The following is a 19,682-nucleotide window of genomic DNA, read 5'->3' as shown; positions in this document are numbered from 1 at the left end:
ACATTCAATTTTTGTTTCTATTTATGCAAGATATATATAGAAGTGGAAATACTAGTATATGGAGGTGTATTTCTATGAACAGCCCATACTTATGTCCAAACTGTAAGACAAATCGTTCTAGGTTTAACATTATTGAACAAGTAGCGAAACCAGTAAAGCTGGACGCACAATCAGGTAATATTATTGAGGAGTATACAGATGGTGATGTAGATGTTTTTCATATGAGTTATAACGGCCCTTCTTACAAGGTTCAATGCGGTGTATGCGGATTGGTTGAAGATGAATTAACATTTATTAAACATGCGGAACATAATCCACGTTCGTAAAAGTGCTTCCAATGGAAGTGCTTTTTTACATATGAACTCGCTCTATGGTGAAACTTAAGGAGGACAGTTATGGACTTGTTTTCAGATCATAAATTAATCAAGAGAGAGAACGGATATGAAATTATTTTATATATAAATCCCCATTTAACAGAGTTTTCTGAAGAACTTCTTCATGGTCAATCTAACGCAAATCCGAAACAATCTTTTGATATGTATGTGAAAACATATCTTCTAAATAAATTTCCTAAATTAAAAATTCTTGGTGCTAAGGTGCTCATTGGAAGTATTATAGTTGGAAGTTTCATGATAAACGAAGTACAACCTTCAAGTGCTAGTGAAAAAGCAACAGTGTCTCAAACGCAAACAACCCTTTATACCGTAAAGTCGGGGGATACACTTTTTAGGATTGCACATCAGTTTGAGGTTTCAGTTGATGATATTAAAGCAGCTAATCAACTTACTTCAGACGCCATTACTACTGGTCAAACATTAATGATCCCTACTGTTAAGGCAGATGTGAAAGCAGTAGAGTTATTCGGAAAAGATCGATACGAAACAAGTGTGGTCATTTCTCAAAAGGGTTGGCAAAATACATCAGACATTGTTGTATTAGGTCGGGGCGACTTACCGATTGATGCCTTAACTAGTAGTGTACTAGCGAAGAAATATAATTCTCCATTACTCTTAACAAAACCCGATCACCTCGGTGATAATGTAGTAAAGGAAATTAATCGATTACAGCCGAAAACGATATATCTTACAGGCGGAGAAAATGCAATATCAAAAGCAATTGAACATAATCTAAAACAGCAGGGCTATGAAGTAAAACGAATTAGCGGTAAAGACCGTTATGATACATCAGTACAAATCGCAAACGAAATAAAACACCCAAACGAGTTGATTATTACAACCGGGAACGAACGTTCACCCGACGCACTTTCGGTTGCACCCTATGCTGGAAAGATGCAAATACCCATTGTGTTTACTGGGAAGGATAAACTCCCTGATTCTGTAAAGCAGTATATACATCAACACGGAATTAAAAAAGTCACCCTAATTGGTGGTGAGGGTGCTGTTTCATCAAGAATTGAATCGGAAATTAAAAAAATAGGTGTATCTAATATAGAACGAATAGCTGGTTCAGACCGTTTCGTTACAAGTGTAAAAATTGCAGAGCGCTATAGCAACGAACTCGACCGAGGGAAAGTGTTTTTCGCTAGTGGGGTTAGCTTTATTGATGCTCTACCGGCTTCACCTCTTGCAGCCATGAATGAAGCACCTATTATTTTAACGCAAAAAGATAAAATACCATCTTCTTTAGAAAACTGGGTAAAAAACCAAACGAATACAATCAATAATGTCACAATTCTCGGGGGAACTGGTGTTATCTCCCCAAATGTTCGAGACTTTTTAAAGTCAAACGGAAATATACCCGTACAAAATCCTTCACCTGAAGGACCAACCGTAACGTATACGACCCATACCGTCAAAAGTGGAGATAACTTGTGGAATATAAGCAATCATTATGGCATCCCTTTCAATGACTTACTAAGTGCTAATAACTTAACCCAAAACAGCTCCCTGTCCATTGGACAACAGTTACGTATTCCCAAGGTTCACGTTCCTATAAAACCGGTTGTCAGTCAAAAGCATGGTGAGTTATTAGACTGGTGGACTGAAGCGCGATATGTATTTTCAACTGGAAAGATAGCTACAATTACCGATTTCCATACGGGAAGGACTTTTCAAGTAAAGCATACTATGGGTGGTAATCATGCAGACAGCGAGCCATTAACTGCTCAAGATGCTCAGGTTATGAAGGAAATATGGGGAGGGGATTATTCGTGGACACCAAGAGCCATTATTGTCGAAGTAGACGGTCGAAAACTTGCAGCGGCAATGCACTCATATCCCCATGGTGATCAACTTATAACAGATAATCAATATAACGGACACTTTTGCATTCACTTTCTAAATAGTACGAGACATAAAGATGGGCTTGTCCAAGATTCCATGCAACAACAAATTGAAACCTCATCTGGTACTAAACAGTAATGACACCGTCATTAAATTAACGGGTTCAAAAATAAGGTGCAAGACGCAAAAGAGTAATTAATATAGCAGATGTTTTTTATAGGAATTCACTTTGTACTAAACAATCCTATTAGCAATGTAATAATACGAAAGAAGAGCTTGGGTAACCCTGAGCTCTTTAACGTTTTCAATTGTTAATGTAATCTCTCAGCTGATGGGATTGGTTTGCTTAATAAACTGCTTAATTTATCATAATCAACATTTACCATGATCGGATGCCGTTTTTCGTAGTTGCCTTCGACAATGTGCAAACTCTTTTCTATAATGGAATTAGAGTGAAGTTACTGAGAAGGGGCACATTTTATATGAAAACAATTATCATACGTCCACTAGCTACTTTGTTAATAGGATTCACCTATTTATTCTCTCAATTTTTCCAACATCCCATTATGACCATACTGATAAGTATCTTTACAGTCTTGGCGATTCTTGCATTTATTCCATTTTTAAATAAAGTTCCGAAACTATTAATTTGCGTATTACTGTTCGTTTCTTCTATTCTTTTTATCAAAGGTGGTAGTCTCTCTGCAGTTATGAATGGTCTAAACGCAAATGTCGGATTGTTATGTATCTTTATTTTCATTCCACTCATTTCTATCCCTATCCACGCAGGAAAGTACTTACAATACCTAGAAACCATTTTTCATCATTACATAAAAACGTCCAGACAACTATATACATACTTACAAATGACGATTGTTGGCATTGGATCAGTGATGAATTTAGGTACGATACCGATTATGTATCATGTTACCGGCACACCATCATTCAAGACTTATGAAGAAGCGAGGTTAAAAGCTTTAAATCGCGGATTTTCATTATCATTTCTATGGTCACCTTATTTCATATCGATAGCTCTGATTATTTCCTATTTTAATGTTACTTGGCTCGAACTGTTCCCAATTGGGATTACAATCGCTATGATAGGGGTATTACTTGGACTTTTATTTGAAGGTAAAACGAATGAAACAATTACAATTGAATCAAATGAGGATATATTGTCTCTTAAAAAAGCAAAAAAGAAGCTATTAGAATTATTTTCAATTATTATGAGCATGACTGCAATGACAATGATTATCGAATACTATTCCCCTTTCTCTGTTATTACGGTCATCCCACTTGCAGCTATTGTAGTAGCAACAATTTGGTCGCTTGTTTATCAGTCGCCAAAAGCATTTTTGACAAAACTATTTGCATACACACAGGAACGTTTACCACGTATGGGAAACGAGCTATCCTTATTTATTGCCGCGGGCGTATTCGGTGTTGCAATTATTAATGCAGGAGCAAGTGATTGGATTTTATCCTTTTTAAACGTTTTAGGCGTTTCACATGCACTGCTCCTTATTCCTTTATTAGGAGTTTCCATCGTTTTGTTATCATTCGTAGGCATTCATCCAATTATTACCATAACGGCGATTAGTGTTACAATCAGTTCATCACCCCTATTCATAAATGATCACCTTATCATTAGTATCGGCTTGCTTTCGAGTTGGATGGTGACGGTTATGGCATCCCCATTATCCGCGACAAACTTAATGGTGGCAAACTTAGCAAACAGCAACTCTATTAAAGTCGGGTTAAAGTTGAACGGTATATATGCGCTATCCCTTTGGTTCATTGCTTATGGATTTATACTCTGCCTGTATTTCCTTATGTAGACTCATCATATTTACCGTAATTCTCGCATAATATTAAGTTAAAGATTGGTAAGAGTTCCTTTGTAACTCGTGATATGCCTGCAGCCTTTGATTATAAAAAATGTCTTGTTCACAAAGCCAGTTTTACTCCTTTTGCATTAACTTCGTGCAGGAGAAAAACTGGCTTTTTCTATAAACCGAAAGGGGGTCTACAACTGTTAGGTTCATTGCATGGTTTTAAAATACTAGATTTATCGAGAGTTTTAGCAGGGCCTTATTGCTCTATGATTCTTGGGGACCTTGGAGCAGAAGTCATAAAAGTAGAAGCTCCAGGCGGAAGTGATGAAACGAGAAAATGGGGACCACCGTTTCAAAATGGTGTTAGTGCCTATTATGTATGTGCGAATCGTAATAAAAAAAGTATAACTGTTAACTTAAAAGAAGAAGAAGGAAAGGAAATTATCTATAAGCTTGTTGCACAAAGTGATGTTATTCTCCACAATTTCAAAACGGGAACGATGGAACGATTAGGGTTAGATTACAACACATTAGCGGACATAAATCCGCGACTCGTTTATTGTTCCATTACCGGGTTTGGTGAAACGGGACCCTATAAACATTTACCAGGATACGATTTTATTATTCAAGCAATGAGCGGATTAATGAGCATTACAGGAAATTCCCTTTCGGGGCCACAAAAATTAGGCGTCGCAATAACAGATGTGTTAACTGGATTGTACGCCTGCATTAGTATACAAGCTGCTTTACTGGAACGTAGTACATCAGGTATGGGGCAGAAAATCGACTTATCATTATATGACTCAGCAGTTAGCTCCCTCGTTAATATTGCTAGTAACTTCCTCATGTCCGGTGAGAATCCGAAGCGTCTAGGGAACACTCATGCAAATATCGTTCCATATCAGTCATTTAAAACGAAAGATGGTGAGATGGTCATTGCGGTCGGGAATGACCATCAATTTATGAGACTGTGTACCGTAATTACACAGCCCCATTTAGCAAAGGATAGACGCTTTGCAACAAATCCAGACCGCGTTGAAAATCGGGAAACGTTAATTCCAATATTACAGAAAGCATTCTTACAAAAAAACACCGCTCATTGGAAACAAACTTGTCAAGATGAAGGCATCCCTTGTGGACCAATCCAATCCGTAAATGAACTTATCTCTGACCCGCAATTACAAAGCAGGGAAATGTTCATTGCAGCAGAACACCCTACTGCAGGAAACATTCATATGATAGGCAGCCCAATTAATTTATCTAGAACGGGTGTGCAATATAAACAACATCCACCTAATCCAGGGGAACATACACAAGAAGTATTAACCAGCATTGGATATAGTGCAGAAGACATTATGAACCTGCTGAAACGAAATGTGATATAAAAGGAGTGATAGTTGGTGAATTTTGAGCTTACTGATGAACAATACATGTTACGTAAAACAGCTAGGCAATTTGTTGATAAAGAAATCATCCCATATATGAAAGAATGGGATGAGCAAGGTTATTTTGACCCGGTGTTAACGGATAAACTAGCAGAACTCGGATTCATGGGAGTATGTATACCTGAACATTACGGTGGAGGTGGTATGGACTATAATTCCTTAGCTATATTGTGCGAAGAATTAGAACGAGGGGATACTGCCTTTCGGACGGCGGTTTCTGTTCATACTGGTCTGAACAGTTTAACATTGTTACAGTGGGGAACTGAACAACAAAAACAAAAGTACCTAGTACCCCAAGCAAAAGGAGAACAAATTGGAGCATTCGGACTAACTGAACCTAGCGCCGGTTCTGATGTTGCTTCCCTCCGTACAACAGCAAAACATGATGGTAATGATTATATATTAAATGGACAAAAGACATGGATTTCCCTTTGTGATACAGCTGACAACTTCCTCATTTTCGCTTATACAAATAAAGAAGAGAAACACCATGGGATATCTGCATTTATTGTGGAGCGCAATTTTAAAGGCTTTTCATCTAAAGCTATTAAAGGAAAACTCGGTATTCGATCTGGTAATACAGGGGAGATTTTTTTAGATAATGTAAGAGTTCCGAAAGAAAATTTACTAGGAAAAGAAGGAGAAGGATTTAAAATTGCTATGTCCGCTTTAGATAATGGCCGCTTTACCGTAGCTGCTGGTGCCTGCGGACTTATTATGGCATGTTTAGAAGCAAGCGTTCAGTATTGTCATGATCGGGAAACGTTCGGGAAACCAATTGGTAAGCACCAACTCGTACAACAAATGTTAGCGAAGATGGAAGCAGGTTTACAAATGAGTCGCCTTCTCGTCTTTCGAGCTGGTGAACTTAAGAACAAAGGAAAACGAAATACACGAGAAACGTCACTAGCAAAATGGCAAGCCTGTGATTTTGCTAATCAAGCTGCCAATGATGCGGTACAAATTCATGGCGCATACGGTTACTCAAACGAATACCCGGTAGAACGGTATCTTCGTAACTCAAAAGCACCAGTTATCTATGAAGGTACACGAGAAATTCACACAGTTATGCAAGCGGAATACGTACTTGGATACCGACAAGATAAAGAACTAAACAAAATGTTACCGTCTTGGCCTTTTTCTAATTCATAATATGGTAAAATTTATGCAACGAATTATCTTTTAAGGGGGAATGATTTGTGGAAACATTAACAAAAAGCAACTATATTAACGGTGTATGGAAAGAATCTGTATCAAAGAAGTCGATGCCTGTCTATAATCCCGCAACATTAGAGCAGATTGCTGAAATATCCTATGGCGGTAAAAGCGATGCCGAGGAAGCGATAAAAGCAGCTAAGAATACCTTTCCAACATGGTCCTCAAAAACACCTCGAGAAAGATCTACTATATTATATAAAGCCTATCAACTCATGACAGAACAAGCAGATGATCTAGCAAAGACGATTACGAAAGAACAAGGGAAACCATTAAAAGAAGCTCTAGGTGAGGTGAAATCTGCTGCCAGCTTTCTGCTATGGTATGCTGAAGAAGCGAACCGTCTATACGGTGAAACAATCCCATCATCAGTAAAAACGAAGCGATTACTCGTCATCCCACAACCAGTCGGTGTAGTTGCTGCTATTACACCATGGAATTTCCCTGCCTCAATGATTACGAGAAAACTCGGGCCAGCACTCGCTGCAGGTTGTACAGTTATCTTAAAACCAGCACCAGATACCCCCCTCACAGCGATTAAAATTGTAAAGATTCTAGAGGAAGCAGGTATTCCTTCAGGTGTTGTAAACTTAGTAAATGGCGATGCTAAAGGGATTGGAAAAGCAGTATTATCAAACGAAGACGTTAGATTAATTACGTTTACTGGTTCTACTGAAGTTGGTAAATATTTAATGGAAAAAAGCGCAAGTCATGTCAAAAAACTTTCTCTTGAATTAGGTGGTCATGCTCCTATTCTCGTGTTTGATGATGCAGACATTGACCAAGCAGTAGATTTAACGTTAGCAAGTAAATTTCGTAATAGTGGTCAAACGTGCATATGTGCAAACCGCGTATATGTTCAACAGTCCGTATATGAAACCTTTACTGAAAAGTTAAAAGATAAAGTTCGCGATTTACGCCAAGGAAATGGCCTTGAGGAACAAGTTGATATAGGGCCATTAATTAATGAACATCAGAAAGATAAGGTGATGACCCATTTACGAGATGCTCAGGAGAAAGGGGCTGACATTTATAGCCCGCATAATGATAATAGAAACCATTTAAGTAATGGTCTGTTTTTTCCTCCTACTGTCTTAACAAATGTACATAAAAAAATGAAAGTCATGCATGAAGAAACGTTTGGTCCCATTATCCCGGTACAATCATTCCAAAGTGAGGATGAAGGAATTACAAACGCGAATGATTCAAATTATGGGCTAGCCGCTTATATTTTCACGAAAAACGTAGATCGTTCTGTCCGCGTATCAGAAAAACTTGAGTATGGAATTGTTGGAATAAACGATGTATTCCCCGCGTTAGCGGAGGCACCATTTGGGGGAATTAAGCAGTCAGGTATTGGAAAAGAAGGAGGCCATCACGGCATTCATGAATTCGTTGAATTAAAGTATATTTCTATGGGTATCTCTTTATAAAAACAAGGCTGTAGACCTTTCTTTATTGTCTACAGCCTTGTTCATGAATGGTGTTAATTAAATGTCTTCGTTTCATGGATTTGAACTCCGCGTTTTGCCATTTCCGCAATATATTTCTTCCCAAAGACTATTTGTTCAGGCGGGTAGACACCCCTTTTCTGGATAGTTCCATTCCCAATCATTTGAGCGACAACTGATATTGTATTGGCTGTAGACCGTGCCATTGCTGTCACATTTTCCTTTTTATCTTTAAATGTAGTCATTTCATACGTACAAGTCATTCTTCCCCCATCCTTTGAACCTTCAACAATGACTCTTAGCAAGACGGCATCATCTTTATTTTTCAAATGAACAATTGGATCAAGCACTTTTAAAAACACGTTTCTCGGGTTTACTAGCAAACCGTCAATATCTACATAGTAATCTTTTTTCGTCAAATTCAAATCTACTAGCAGTTTAAACTTCTCTGCATGACCGCGATAACGAATCGTTTTATACTCTAATGTTTTTACATTGGGATAAGAGTAGGATAGAGTAGAAGTCCCTCCAGAAGTATGAAATGCCTCTAACGGACCAAACCGTTCGAAGTGAATTTGTTCAATTTCTGATAATGCAGGAACTTCTTGTTTTGAACCGTTACGAATTATGAGAGCAGGATCTGTATAATGGTCAAATAATCCTTCCATGGAAAAAACATGGTTGTACTCTAAAGGAGGATCTGGTTGAACAGGAATTCCCCCAACAAATAGTCGAATTGAATCCACTTCATCTAACTGACTGACTCCATACCCTGACAAGATATTAATCATTCCAGGTGCAACACCTAAATCTGGTATAATGGTGACACCAGCTTTGGATGCTTCTTCATGCTTTTTCAACACTTGATCTGTAATATGCCCAATGTGCCCACCTAAATCCACACTATGTGTACCAACTTGAATTGCTGTTTCCGCTACTATTTCGTTAAATGAATAAAAAAGTGCGTTAATTATTACATCAAACCGCTCCATAAATTGAGCAAGCTCTTCTTTTTGACTGGCATCTACTGTCGCTGAGCTTAATTTCGGAGATTGAATTTGCTGACAGACGGTCTCTGCCCTCTGTTGATCAATATCAGCCAAAACTACTTCTGTAACCCCGCTACTTCGAACTAGGTCTCGTGCAGCTTCTTTTCCCATTAAACCTGAACCTAACACGCCAACCTTCATAGAAACACCCCTTCTTTACTCAGTGTCAATCTGAGCCCGTTGAAGTTTCCCGCTGTAATCTACATACACACTCTTCCACTCGGTAAAAACGTCAAGTGCCGCTAACCCCGAATCACGGTGACCATTACCAGTACCTTTCGTTCCTCCAAACGGAAGGTGGATTTCAGCGCCAGTTGTACCAGCATTTACGTAAACGATTCCTGTATCTAAATCTCTTTGAGCAGCAAATACTTGGTTTACATCCTTTGTAAATATGGAGCTAGAGAGGCCATAGGATACGTTATTATTTACCTCAATTGCTTCTTCGAAACTTTCAACGGATATGATTGATACGACAGGGCCAAAGATTTCCTCTTGAGCAATTGTCATATTTGGTGTGACATTCGTAAATAAAGTTGGAACAAAATAGTTCCCCTCTTCATATGACCGATCCTTCAACTCATAACCTCCAGCTAATAACGTCGCACCTTCTTGTTTTCCTATCTCTATATATCTTTTAATCTTTTCAATGGCTGAACGGTTAATAATAGGCCCCACTTTAATGGATTCTTCCAGCCCGTTTCCAATGCTGAGATTCTCCATTTCCTTAAGTAATTGTTCTTCCAATTGAGCCTTTCTATCTTGGTGGACAATCACCCTACTACATGCTGTACATCTCTGACCACTCGTACCAAATGCACTCCACAATATGCCTTCAACTGCTAAATTAATGTTTGCATCATCCATTACAATGACTGCATTTTTCCCTCCCATTTCTAAGGACACCTTCTTTAAGTGTTGGCCACATTTACTGGCTACATTACGACCAACATCATTAGATCCCGTAAAGGAAATAACTCGAATATCTTCATGATCGACCATCGCTTCTCCTACTTCTGAGCCGGCCCCATATACAACATTTAAAACGCCTTTCGACAACCCTGCTTCATCACAAATACGAGCTAATTCCCGTGCCATTAACGGTGTTTCAGTAGCCGGTTTCCAAATGACCGTGTTCCCTGCGACGATTGCTGGAAACGACTTCCATGTTGCAATGGCAATTGGAAAATTCCATGGAGTAATAATGCCAACGACTCCAACTGGGGAACGAACACTCATAGCAAATTTATCCTTTAGCTCAGATGGTGTCGTTTGACCAAATAGTCGACGACCTTCTCCTGCCATATAAAACGCCATATCAATTCCTTCTTGCACTTCTCCTCGAGCCTCTTCAATGACTTTTCCGTTTTCTAAGGTTAGTAATCGGGATAGTTTCTCTTTCCGCTCCTTCATTAAGGCACCAATTCGAAACATTATTTCTGCTCTTTGGGGGGCAGGGACAAGCGCCCACTCTCTTTGTGCTTCTTTGGCATACTGAACTGCTCTATCTACATCCTTCGCTTTTGATTGTGGAACTTTAACAATGACCTCACCATTTGCTGGGTTGAAAACAGGTTTATATTGTGTGCTTGTAACCCACTTTCCATTTATATAGTTTGATAGTTTTTCCTCACCAACAGATATTTGCAACATATCTATCTCCTCCTTTTTTCAATATAATGCGAACCGTTACACATGACGAAACTACTCGATGGTTTTCGTCACGGAAATTTGACTCGGGTCACTGTTTACTTCAATAACGGTCGGTTTATCATTTGTAAAAGCTTGGCGCAACGCACTCTCAAACTGTTCCTTATCGTTTACTTGTACGCCTACAGCACCGATACTTTCTGCCATGTTAGCAAAATGTATAGTTCCTAGTTCCGTTCCAATAACTCGTTTCGGATAATGTATCTCCTGGTGCATGCGAATCGTACCGTACATTTGGTTGTTAAATACGATACAAATAATTGGAATATCATAACGAATAGCAGTCTCTAACTCTTGTATTGTCATGAAAAAGCCACCATCACCGGATAAGGAAACGACCGTTTTCAATGGTTGTGCCATTTTTGCTCCAACTGCAGCCGGCATGCCGTAACCCATTGCACCAGATGTAGGGCCGATATATGTGTTTTTTTCTTTAAATAAGTAGAACTTATGCAACCATCCGGCAAAGTTACCTGCGTCATTCGTTAAAATGGCATCCCTCGGTAAATAGGTTGATAGTATATGAATCACATGTGTATTGATATCTTTTTGTTCCGGTAGAAGAACTGTTTGTAAAAAACGATTTCTACATTGTGTAATCCATTGCTCCCATTTCGTCTGTATGTTGTGTTCCAACAGAGCACTTAACCATTCTCCAGCGTCAGCAACGATTCCTAAATGAGGCGAAAATACTTTCCCAAGGCATTGTTCATCAATGTCAATGTGAACGATTGGTTTGTTTGGTTGAATAATAGAATAGTCTTGAGTTGTAACCTCAGAAAGTCTCGTACCAAGTGCAACAATTAAGTCTGATTGATCAACTGTATCGATAATGCTCCTACTTGTTCCCAACCCTAGATGACCAACATAGTTTGGGTGTTGATTCGGAAACACATCATGACGACGAAAAGCGGCCATTACCGGTATTCGGAAATGTTCTGCAACTTTAATCAGCAAGTGTTCTGCTTTCGAAAGCTTCACACCACCTCCCGCAATTAATAGAGGCCGTTTTGCATTACGGAATAAACGTAAACTTTCATGAATTTCCTGTTGAGAAGGGCGTGGTTTTGATTGATGATAAGGTTGACCAAAGGTCATGTCGGCGCTTTCGATTAACATGTCTTCAGGCAATGAAAGAACGACCGGACCAGGGCGACCACTTTGGGCAATCCGAAACCCTCGCTGAATAAGTTCAGGCACCCGCTCGGCGTCCTGAATTTCTATTGCCCATTTTGCAAAGGTCGAAAAATAACGATCCAAATCTATTTCTTGAAATCCTTCCCGATAACGGAACTTTCGATGTACTTGACCAAGAAGTATAACCATTGGTGTTGAATCTTGATGTGCAGTATGCACCCCAATAGAAAGATTGGCCGCCCCTACTCCTCTCGTAGCCATTACAACTCCCGGCTTTCCACTAGCTTTCGCATAACCTTCGGCCATGAAAGCTGCTCCACCTTCATGCCGATTCGAAATTAAGTCAATGTTAGGTTCTTCATATATTGCATCGAGCAATGGCAAATAACTTTCTCCAGGGACGCAAAAAACTTTCTTTACACCTTCTCGTTTCATACAAGAAACGATCGCCTGTGCACCTGTCATCACTGTCACTAGGATTCACCTCCTTTAAATTGGCGAATTCTTTTAGCTGCCTCCTCTAGTCGGTCCGTATGAACAGATAAAGAAATGCGAAAGTATCCTTCACCTGATGGACCAAATGCTGTGCCAGGTGTAATAATGACACCAGCTTTTTTCAACATTTCTTCGGCAAATTCATTAGAGGTATAGCCAATTGGTACAGGAGCCCATATGAAGAATGTTCCTTTTGGCCTTTTGACATGTATCCCTATTTGTTTTAGTGCATTGAGCATTGTACTTAATCGATTGTTATATATGTCATTATTATGCTTTACAGATTGGAGATCACTTTGTAATGCTACGGCTGCAGCTTTTTGAATGGGGAGGAATTGACTTGTATCAATATTACTTTTCATAAGAGAGAGGGATTGAATGAGGTGCTTACTTCCGACTATGTATCCTATACGCCAGCCAGTCATATTAAAGCTCTTTGATAATGAACCGAATTCGACTGCAATGTCCTTTGCCTCTGGTACTTGTAATATACTAGGAGCTTCATATTCGCCAAATGTAACTAATCCATATGCAGCATCATGTACAAGTGCTAAGTTATGCTGTTTTGCAAATGAAATGGCTTCTTGAAATGTAGCGAGGTTTACCGTGGCTGCTGTAGGATTACTCGGATAATTAAGAATGATCATTTTCGCCTTCCGTATCTCGGTTTGAGATAAGGATTTAAAGTTTGGTCTATATTCATTTTGATGATCTAAAGGAAAATAAATACTTTCCCCATCAGCAAGACTAACCGCTGAGCGATACACTGGATATCCAGGGTCGGGAATTAGAACCGAATCACCCGCGTTAATAACGGCTGAAATAAGATGGGCAATTCCTTCTTTTGAACCAACTAACGTTAAAACTTCTTCGTCCGGATTTAATTCTACTCCATATTTCCTGCGGTAAAAGTTTGCTACCGCTTCTCGGAACTCTTGAGACCCTGCATAGTTGGAATATCGATGATTTTCCGGCTTTACGGATTCATCTAATAGTTTTTGCACGATAAATGGAGGTGTCGGTAAATCAGGGGCACCGATACCTAAGTCAATAACATCGACTCCTTGTTCTTCTAACTGTTTCTTCTTCTTTTGAAAAACAGAAAACAAATATGGGGGCAAATTCGTTACTCGTTTTGATCTGTAATCCATTTCTTCCCCTCCTTTACTCATTATTTTATTATGTAAAATACATGTTCATGTAGGATTGGTATACTTTTCCTAACAATACATAATATTGGTTGATCCATGTGAGCGGGGAGCGGTTTGAAAAACTTTTTAAATTACTTCATAAATACGCGGAAGTGAGGACTGTCCATTGATGGACAAGGAGAAGGCGGATAAGTTGCTCATGTAAATCTGGGCATTTTAGTAGTGGAAAACCAATTGAATAAAACCATCCCCTGATGATAGGGGATGGTTTTTAATTACTTATTCATTTCCATTTTCGTTATCATTTCCGTTATTGTTCCCGTTTTCGCCTTCGTTTTCATTATCGTCTCCGCCATCATCACCGTTTCTCATTTGATCTACTTTGTCTTGATTGTTATCAATCCATTCTTGCGCTACTTCTTCTGCATCTCTACCGCCGTCAATCTCCACAATCATATGTTCAACATCTTCTACGTCAATGCTCCACCTGCTAAGAAATTCATAAGCTTCTGGAACTCGATCTTTAAAGTCTTTATTTGTTAAGACGTGTACTTCAGATGTTTTGAAGTATCCCTTTGGATCCTTTAATACTTTCAAGTCATAATTTACGAACATTGGGTGAGGTCTCCAGCCTAAGAACAGTACTGGCTCATTTTGATTGATGAAGCGAGAAGCCTGCGCTAACATTCCACCTTCACTAGAATTCACAAGCTCTAAATCTAAATCATAACCCTCAAGCATTTCTCTTGTAGTGGCAGTCATCCCAGCTCCTTCTTCAATACCATAAATCTTTCCATCAAACAAATCTTCATTTCCTTTTATCTCATCAATGGAATTAATATCTACATATTCGGGAACAACCCAACCCAATTCTCCATTTGGGTAACTCAATGCCGTATCATCAATGTTTTCACCGAATTGATCCATATAATTTGCATGCATATCTGGTAACCACGAGTCCATAAACACATCAATATCACCTCGTGATAAGCCGGTATAAATACCTCCAGCATCTGCTTTAGTTGTTTCCACTTTATATCCCATGTCCTCTAAGATCAATCGGGCTACTTCAGTTGGGGGAACAGTGCTTGACCAGGGAGTTAGACCAAGAGTGATGGTCTCTTCTTCTTGGTTCCCACCTTCGTTATTGTTATTGTCATTTCCGCCACCACAACCAACGAGCAAACCTAATAAACAAATGACAACAAATGTTTTCTTGAAAACTATATCCTTCATGTTTTTTCACTCCTTATCTTCTTCCTGTTTGTCCAATTCCTTGTGTGATTCGATCCAGAATAATCGCTAATACAACAATCCCTAAACCACCAACTAGACCTAATCCTACATTTACTCGTGAAATACCGGCTAAAACGATAGAACCTAAACCAGGCGCACCAATCATCGATGCAATAACAGCCATCGATAAAGCCAACATGATCGTCTGGTTAATACCAGCCATAATTGTTGGTATGGCCATAGGTAATTGTACTTTTCTTAGCATTTGACTTGAGGTTGACCCAAAAGCTCGGGCTGCTTCAATGACATCGTCAGGTACTTGCTGTATTCCTAAAATGGTCATCCTTACTGCCGGGGGGGTTGCAAACACAAAAGTAGAAACAACGGCCGGCACACCACCAAGTCCAAACAGTAAGATTGCAGGGATTAAGTAGACAAAACTAGGTAATGTTTGCATAAAGTCCAGAATAGGCCTTACAATTTGGTGTACTACGTTATTTTTTGAACTTAGTATGCCTATTGGAACACCAATTATTATAGAAAAAAGCGTAGCAACAATAACAATTGCTAACGTAAGCATTGCATCTTCCCAAAGGTTTACAGAACCTAAATACAGAGCCCCAATCAATGTGAATATGGCAACACCTATACCGGATAGCCACCAAGCTAGTCCTACAAGAATGATGGTCATCAATTCGGCCGGTATAATCGTCAGGATCCAAATGACACCATCAATAAAAAAACCGATAATATTACTAATGGCTGCAAAGAATCCACCCATAACAGGTATAAGCCAATTATTTACAAAATCATTTGTCCATTGCTCTAAAGGTAAGTTAAAGTAGTTCACGATTCACTCACCTCCTCAGTTTGGTCCTTACCTAAAATAAGTCCAGATAAAATGGAAACCCGTACAATAATACCGACAAGCTTCTCATCTTCTACTACGGCTATGGGGTATCTCGTTTCTGTTGCAACCCCAATTAAATCACTTAATGGAGTATCAGGGCTTGTTGTTTCGTAATCGGTTTGGAGAACATCCTCTATCCACTTATCTTCTTTATAAGCTTTTAAGGCGTCATCTATTGTTAGAATACCTTTCAATTTCTTCTCTTTATCCGTTACAAAAATACTTGATAACCCAGCATCTTCCATTTTACGTATAGCAACTCTTGGTCCGTCTTTCCAAGTGGTAATTACATCTGGTTTTTTCATTACGTGAGACGCCAGTAATACTTTGGATCGGTCTACATCTTTTACGAAGTTTGATACGTACTCATTAGCAGGATTTTCAAGTATTTCTTCCGATGTACCGATTTGAACAATACGACCATGTTTCATAATCGCAATACGATCACCTAACTTCAAAGCCTCATCTAAATCATGCGTAATAAATAGTACTGTTTTATTTAGTTTGTTTTGTAAATATAAAATCTCATCTTGCATTTCCTTACGAATTAGAGGGTCTAATGCACTAAAGGCTTCATCCATTAGCAATATATCTGTATCATTTGCTAAAGCACGTGCAAGTCCTACACGCTGCTGCATACCCCCACTTAATTCGTCAGGATAACTTTCTTCATATCCTCCAAGTCCAACATCTTCAATCGCTTTGCGGGCTTTTTTCTCCCTTTCTTCTTTTGACACTCCTTGGATTTCAAGACCATATTCTACATTTGTTAATACTGTTCGATGTGGGAAAAGAGCAAACTTCTGAAAAACCATCCCTAACTTTTTTCTTCTCGTTTCAATGAGTTCTTGTTTGCCCATTTTTGTTATATCTACTCCATCAATTTTCACTTCACCGGCAGTAGGTTCGATTAATCGATTCACTAAACGAATTAATGTTGATTTCCCACTGCCAGAAAGCCCCATAATGACGAAAAATTCTCCAGCTTTCACTTCGAATGTAGCGTTGTTAACACCAACTGTTAATCCGGTGTCAGCCAAAATTTTCTCTTTGCTTTCACCTTTTTCTAACCGTTTTAAACCTTCTTTAGGGTTATTACCAAAAATTTTCGTTAAGTTGTGAACTGATATTTTCGCTTCCATATCACAATCTCCTTTATCTGACGCTTACAATCCTTACTATTTGCTTTATAGATTTTTTTATTATGTAAATAGGTCATATTTCACGTGAAAATAACAAATGCTTTTAAAAAAGGAGGATGATTATGGCTTTCGATAAAATGAGAGAGAAGCGACGTATGAAGAAACAAATTAATTCAATCTTGAAGGAAACGGATAATCCGGCCATTATTCAAGATGTTGTCGATACGGAGTTTGGTGTAATTCCCGGTACATTTGACATAATCAATGATGTGCACAACCGACCAAATAACCTCGCACAGGATGCTACAGATGGAAAGACCTATAACGTAGTGGATGAAGATAAATAAAACTCGCCGCAGGCGAGTTTTTCTTTTTTATAAATATTATTTTTTGAAAAAGGAGGAAAAAAGTTCTGGGTTAGGGAAATAGATAAAGTCACATTTTGTTAAAAAATGTCGTTAACAACAAAGGGGGAAATTTTTTTGGCATTGATTACATGTAATGAATGTGGAAATCAAGTCTCTAATAGAGCAGCATCATGTCCAAAATGCGGATTTCCAATTCATGATGAGGTAGCGGCTGCTACTGAGTATATGGAAAGCGTTAGTGACCATTATAGTTATGAACAAAGAAATTTTACCGGGATTACAAATCATATTGAAAAGTCGCCTCCATTACATATTAGGGGGGGAGCATTGAAGAGATGGAGTTGGTTCCTATTAGCTAATATTGGAATTATATTTTCTTTATCCATTATTTCAGCTGGTGCCCTCGTAGGTTTAGCACCTTTCATACTATTGTTTGGTTGTACATTTCCGTTTATTAGCTTATTATTTTCCAAAGCCTTAGCAAAGAGAGCACACAAAATGTACATCATTAATCCAGATCAATTTCAAAGTGAAGAGGAAAAAAGTTTATATGAACTTGTCTCCTCATTATGTGCGAAAGCAGGGATGAAAAAAATGCCCGAAGTCGGGATTTATGATAGCCCAGACGTTAATGCGTTTGCAACTGGGCCAAGTAAAAACAGTTCCCTTGTTGCTTTTAGTTCAGCATTGTTAGACGAGATGGATGAAAAAGCGATTGCAGCCGTAGCAGCCCACGAGATCGCACATATTTCTAATGGTGATATGGTAACGTTAAGTTTAGTTCAAAGTGTTGTAAATACGATTATATTATTAATAACGTTACCTCTTACGATGATTAAATGGGTTGCATTATTTAACGAAAATGTAAGTGCACTTATGTTCTTCATTATCTCTATTGTGAAATTTCTCATATCATTATTCCTTGTATTTTTAGGAAGTTTAGTTGTAAAAGCCTTTTCAAGAAGGCGTGAATTTGCTGCTGATAAATTGGCGAGTGAATTAATCAATAGCGACTCGATGATATATGCCTTAGAAAGCTTAAAAAATGATAACCCTAGAGTAGTAAAGGAACAACAAGCATATGCAGCCTTTAAAATTAATACACCAGAAAAAATATTAGACATTTTTTCAACACATCCATCGCTTGATCGACGTATCGAACGGTTAAAGGCACGTCATGAAAAAACAACCTGAGCTACGTAGCTCAGGTTGTTTTTTTCATATTCGGTATCGCTTGGATCATCATTAAATGTCTTCTGTGTAGTAAAAGCAATTATAGGAATCTTTAATATGTAGTTCAGCTTTTAGTTACTGCTCTTATCATGCAATATACTTTTGTTCTGTAGAAGTAAATTGGTGTGGGGTCACGAAGATACTTTAATACCCCATCAACCTTCAATTCATGTGGACTATCCACTTAACGATAGCAATTTATTCTAATTTGAAGCATGATCCTTTTTATCGCTGTCAAGTAGGCATTCATTCCTGTCATGTTAAGATTCACCAAATGTTACATAAAGTTCAATTTTAATTGCTTTCACACTATAAGATAGGTACAATTAACTTGGTCTTTATGACCATTAACTTTGTGCTCACAAACGAGATAGGTTTTGACCATTCTTTATTTGTTGGGTGTTTTTAAGTATAAAGTTATAGGGGGAAAACAAATGAGTATTATGAATACATTTAAAAAAGGCGCTACAAATATTAGCAAAAAAACTAAAGATACTGTAGAAATAAATCGCCTGAAAATGCAAAATTCCAGTAAAGAGAAAGAAATTAAAGAATTGTATTTTGAAATTGGTAAAATTGCGTATCAAAAACATATAGAGGAAGCAAATGTTACCTTTTCTGAAAATGAATTAACTTTATTTTTTCAGATAGACACACTTCAACATGAAATCAATGAGACTGAACTTGAAATTGCTAGATTAAATGGAAAAAAACTATGCCAAAGCTGTGGGGAGTATGTAATCAACGACATTAAGTTTTGCTCTTCATGTGGTGCAAACTTTTCAGATTTTGATGAACCTACCTCAAATAATGAAGAAGTAGCTGCTACAGCACCAAATAATGATCTTATATGTCCTAATGAAGAATGCCAAGCTCCGGTTATTAATGAAGCAAAGTTTTGCGGTGAATGTGGTACTGACTTAACGAAATTATGGGAGTAATATGACGCGTTTATTTGAGTCTTTTGATTGAGTTCAATCAATGACTCGGAGCCTCTAATCAATTTGGGAAAGGCCCTTGTACTTAGATTCTTTTTAACAACTATACTACTATTAAGCGCAT

The 19,682-nt window shown here is 38.3% G+C and carries 16 protein-coding genes; 9 read left to right on the top strand and 7 right to left on the bottom strand.

Annotation, left to right across the window (positions count from 1 at the left end):
• The first annotated feature begins 74 nt into the window (after positions 1-74).
• From NLW78_RS10680 to NLW78_RS10650, 6 genes are all read left to right on the top strand, one after another.
• Positions 75-326 carry a DNA alkylation repair protein gene (locus tag NLW78_RS10680; RefSeq protein WP_254497122.1) on the top strand — a complete coding sequence of 84 codons (252 nt, stop codon included), beginning with the start codon at positions 75-77 and terminating at the stop codon, positions 324-326.
• A gap of 69 nt (positions 327-395) precedes the next feature.
• On the top strand, positions 396-2,381 hold the full coding sequence (locus tag NLW78_RS15595; protein WP_302328522.1) for a cell wall-binding repeat-containing protein: 1,986 nt from the start codon (positions 396-398) through the stop codon (positions 2,379-2,381).
• A gap of 344 nt (positions 2,382-2,725) precedes the next feature.
• Positions 2,726-4,081 carry a hypothetical protein gene (locus NLW78_RS10665; protein ID WP_254497121.1) on the top strand — a complete coding sequence of 452 codons (1,356 nt, stop codon included), beginning with the start codon at positions 2,726-2,728 and terminating at the stop codon, positions 4,079-4,081.
• A gap of 194 nt (positions 4,082-4,275) precedes the next feature.
• The gene (locus tag NLW78_RS10660; RefSeq protein WP_254497361.1) at positions 4,276-5,463 is read left to right on the top strand and encodes a CaiB/BaiF CoA transferase family protein; all 1,188 of its coding nucleotides are present in this window, start codon (positions 4,276-4,278) and stop codon (positions 5,461-5,463) included.
• A 15-nt stretch (positions 5,464-5,478) separates the two neighbouring features.
• A complete protein-coding gene (locus NLW78_RS10655) occupies positions 5,479-6,675 on the top strand; it encodes an acyl-CoA dehydrogenase family protein (protein ID WP_254497120.1) in 1,197 nt (398 codons plus the stop codon).
• A gap of 47 nt (positions 6,676-6,722) precedes the next feature.
• Complete coding sequence (locus tag NLW78_RS10650) at positions 6,723-8,171, top strand: NAD-dependent succinate-semialdehyde dehydrogenase (protein ID WP_367617676.1); 1,449 nt, start codon at positions 6,723-6,725, stop codon at positions 8,169-8,171.
• A 53-nt stretch (positions 8,172-8,224) separates the two neighbouring features.
• Here NLW78_RS10650 and NLW78_RS10645 read toward each other — a convergent pair whose 3' ends face one another.
• The 7 genes from NLW78_RS10645 to NLW78_RS10615 all read right to left on the bottom strand — a co-directional run bounded on the left by NLW78_RS10645 (position 8,225) and on the right by NLW78_RS10615 (position 17,019).
• The gene (locus NLW78_RS10645) at positions 8,225-9,379 is read right to left on the bottom strand and encodes a saccharopine dehydrogenase family protein (RefSeq protein WP_254497119.1); all 1,155 of its coding nucleotides are present in this window, start codon (positions 9,377-9,379) and stop codon (positions 8,225-8,227) included.
• A 15-nt stretch (positions 9,380-9,394) separates the two neighbouring features.
• A complete protein-coding gene (locus NLW78_RS10640; protein WP_254497118.1) occupies positions 9,395-10,891 on the bottom strand; it encodes an aldehyde dehydrogenase family protein in 1,497 nt (498 codons plus the stop codon).
• Between the two features lie 51 nt (positions 10,892-10,942).
• Positions 10,943-12,550 (bottom strand): thiamine pyrophosphate-dependent enzyme, encoded by a 1,608-nt coding sequence (locus NLW78_RS10635; RefSeq protein WP_302328536.1) that lies wholly within the window; start codon positions 12,548-12,550, stop codon positions 10,943-10,945.
• Between the two features lie 8 nt (positions 12,551-12,558).
• Positions 12,559-13,731, bottom strand: coding sequence for an LL-diaminopimelate aminotransferase (locus NLW78_RS10630; protein WP_254497117.1), 1,173 nt, complete (start codon positions 13,729-13,731; stop codon positions 12,559-12,561).
• A gap of 279 nt (positions 13,732-14,010) precedes the next feature.
• Positions 14,011-14,967 (bottom strand): glycine betaine ABC transporter substrate-binding protein, encoded by a 957-nt coding sequence (locus tag NLW78_RS10625; RefSeq protein WP_254497116.1) that lies wholly within the window; start codon positions 14,965-14,967, stop codon positions 14,011-14,013.
• A 13-nt stretch (positions 14,968-14,980) separates the two neighbouring features.
• On the bottom strand, positions 14,981-15,817 hold the full coding sequence (locus NLW78_RS10620; protein WP_254497115.1) for an ABC transporter permease: 837 nt from the start codon (positions 15,815-15,817) through the stop codon (positions 14,981-14,983).
• Positions 15,814-17,019, bottom strand: coding sequence for a quaternary amine ABC transporter ATP-binding protein (locus tag NLW78_RS10615; protein WP_254497114.1), 1,206 nt, complete (start codon positions 17,017-17,019; stop codon positions 15,814-15,816). Before NLW78_RS10615 ends, NLW78_RS10620 begins: the two co-directional genes overlap by 4 nt.
• 122 nt (positions 17,020-17,141) lie before the next feature.
• Between NLW78_RS10615 and NLW78_RS10610 the strand changes: the two genes are divergently transcribed.
• The 3 genes from NLW78_RS10610 to NLW78_RS10600 all read left to right on the top strand — a co-directional run bounded on the left by NLW78_RS10610 (position 17,142) and on the right by NLW78_RS10600 (position 19,561).
• Positions 17,142-17,366, top strand: coding sequence for a hypothetical protein (locus NLW78_RS10610; RefSeq protein WP_254497113.1), 225 nt, complete (start codon positions 17,142-17,144; stop codon positions 17,364-17,366).
• Positions 17,367-17,501: 135 nt separating this feature from the next.
• Positions 17,502-18,581: a protease HtpX gene (htpX, locus tag NLW78_RS10605; protein ID WP_254497112.1), complete on the top strand. Its 1,080-nt coding sequence runs from the start codon at positions 17,502-17,504 to the stop codon at positions 18,579-18,581.
• A 473-nt stretch (positions 18,582-19,054) separates the two neighbouring features.
• Positions 19,055-19,561, top strand: coding sequence for a zinc ribbon domain-containing protein (locus NLW78_RS10600; protein ID WP_254497111.1), 507 nt, complete (start codon positions 19,055-19,057; stop codon positions 19,559-19,561).
• Positions 19,562-19,682 lie beyond the last annotated feature (121 nt).

It is taken from the genome of Salirhabdus salicampi (assembly GCF_024259515.1).
In the GTDB taxonomy this organism is placed as follows: Bacteria; Bacillota; Bacilli; order Bacillales; family Alkalibacillaceae; genus Salirhabdus_A; species Salirhabdus_A salicampi.
Note: the sequence above shows the minus strand (reverse complement) of the source record. Positions and strands in the feature narration are given on the sequence as shown.

Excerpts from the sequence above, each read along its gene's own strand:
- NLW78_RS10680 (WP_254497122.1), top strand. The coding sequence starts at position 75 with ATGAACAGCCCATACTTATGTCCAAACTGTAAGACAAATCGTTCTAGG.
- NLW78_RS15595 (WP_302328522.1), top strand. The coding sequence starts at position 396 with ATGGACTTGTTTTCAGATCATAAATTAATCAAGAGAGAGAACGGATAT.
- NLW78_RS10665 (WP_254497121.1), top strand. The coding sequence starts at position 2,726 with ATGAAAACAATTATCATACGTCCACTAGCTACTTTGTTAATAGGATTC.
- NLW78_RS10645 (WP_254497119.1), bottom strand. The coding sequence starts at position 9,379 with ATGAAGGTTGGCGTGTTAGGTTCAGGTTTAATGGGAAAAGAAGCTGCA.
- NLW78_RS10640 (WP_254497118.1), bottom strand. The coding sequence starts at position 10,891 with ATGTTGCAAATATCTGTTGGTGAGGAAAAACTATCAAACTATATAAAT.
- NLW78_RS10635 (WP_302328536.1), bottom strand. The coding sequence starts at position 12,550 with ATGACAGGTGCACAGGCGATCGTTTCTTGTATGAAACGAGAAGGTGTA.
- NLW78_RS10630 (WP_254497117.1), bottom strand. The coding sequence starts at position 13,731 with ATGGATTACAGATCAAAACGAGTAACGAATTTGCCCCCATATTTGTTT.
- NLW78_RS10625 (WP_254497116.1), bottom strand. The coding sequence starts at position 14,967 with ATGAAGGATATAGTTTTCAAGAAAACATTTGTTGTCATTTGTTTATTA.
- NLW78_RS10615 (WP_254497114.1), bottom strand. The coding sequence starts at position 17,019 with ATGGAAGCGAAAATATCAGTTCACAACTTAACGAAAATTTTTGGTAAT.
- NLW78_RS10610 (WP_254497113.1), top strand. The coding sequence starts at position 17,142 with ATGGCTTTCGATAAAATGAGAGAGAAGCGACGTATGAAGAAACAAATT.
- NLW78_RS10600 (WP_254497111.1), top strand. The coding sequence starts at position 19,055 with ATGAGTATTATGAATACATTTAAAAAAGGCGCTACAAATATTAGCAAA.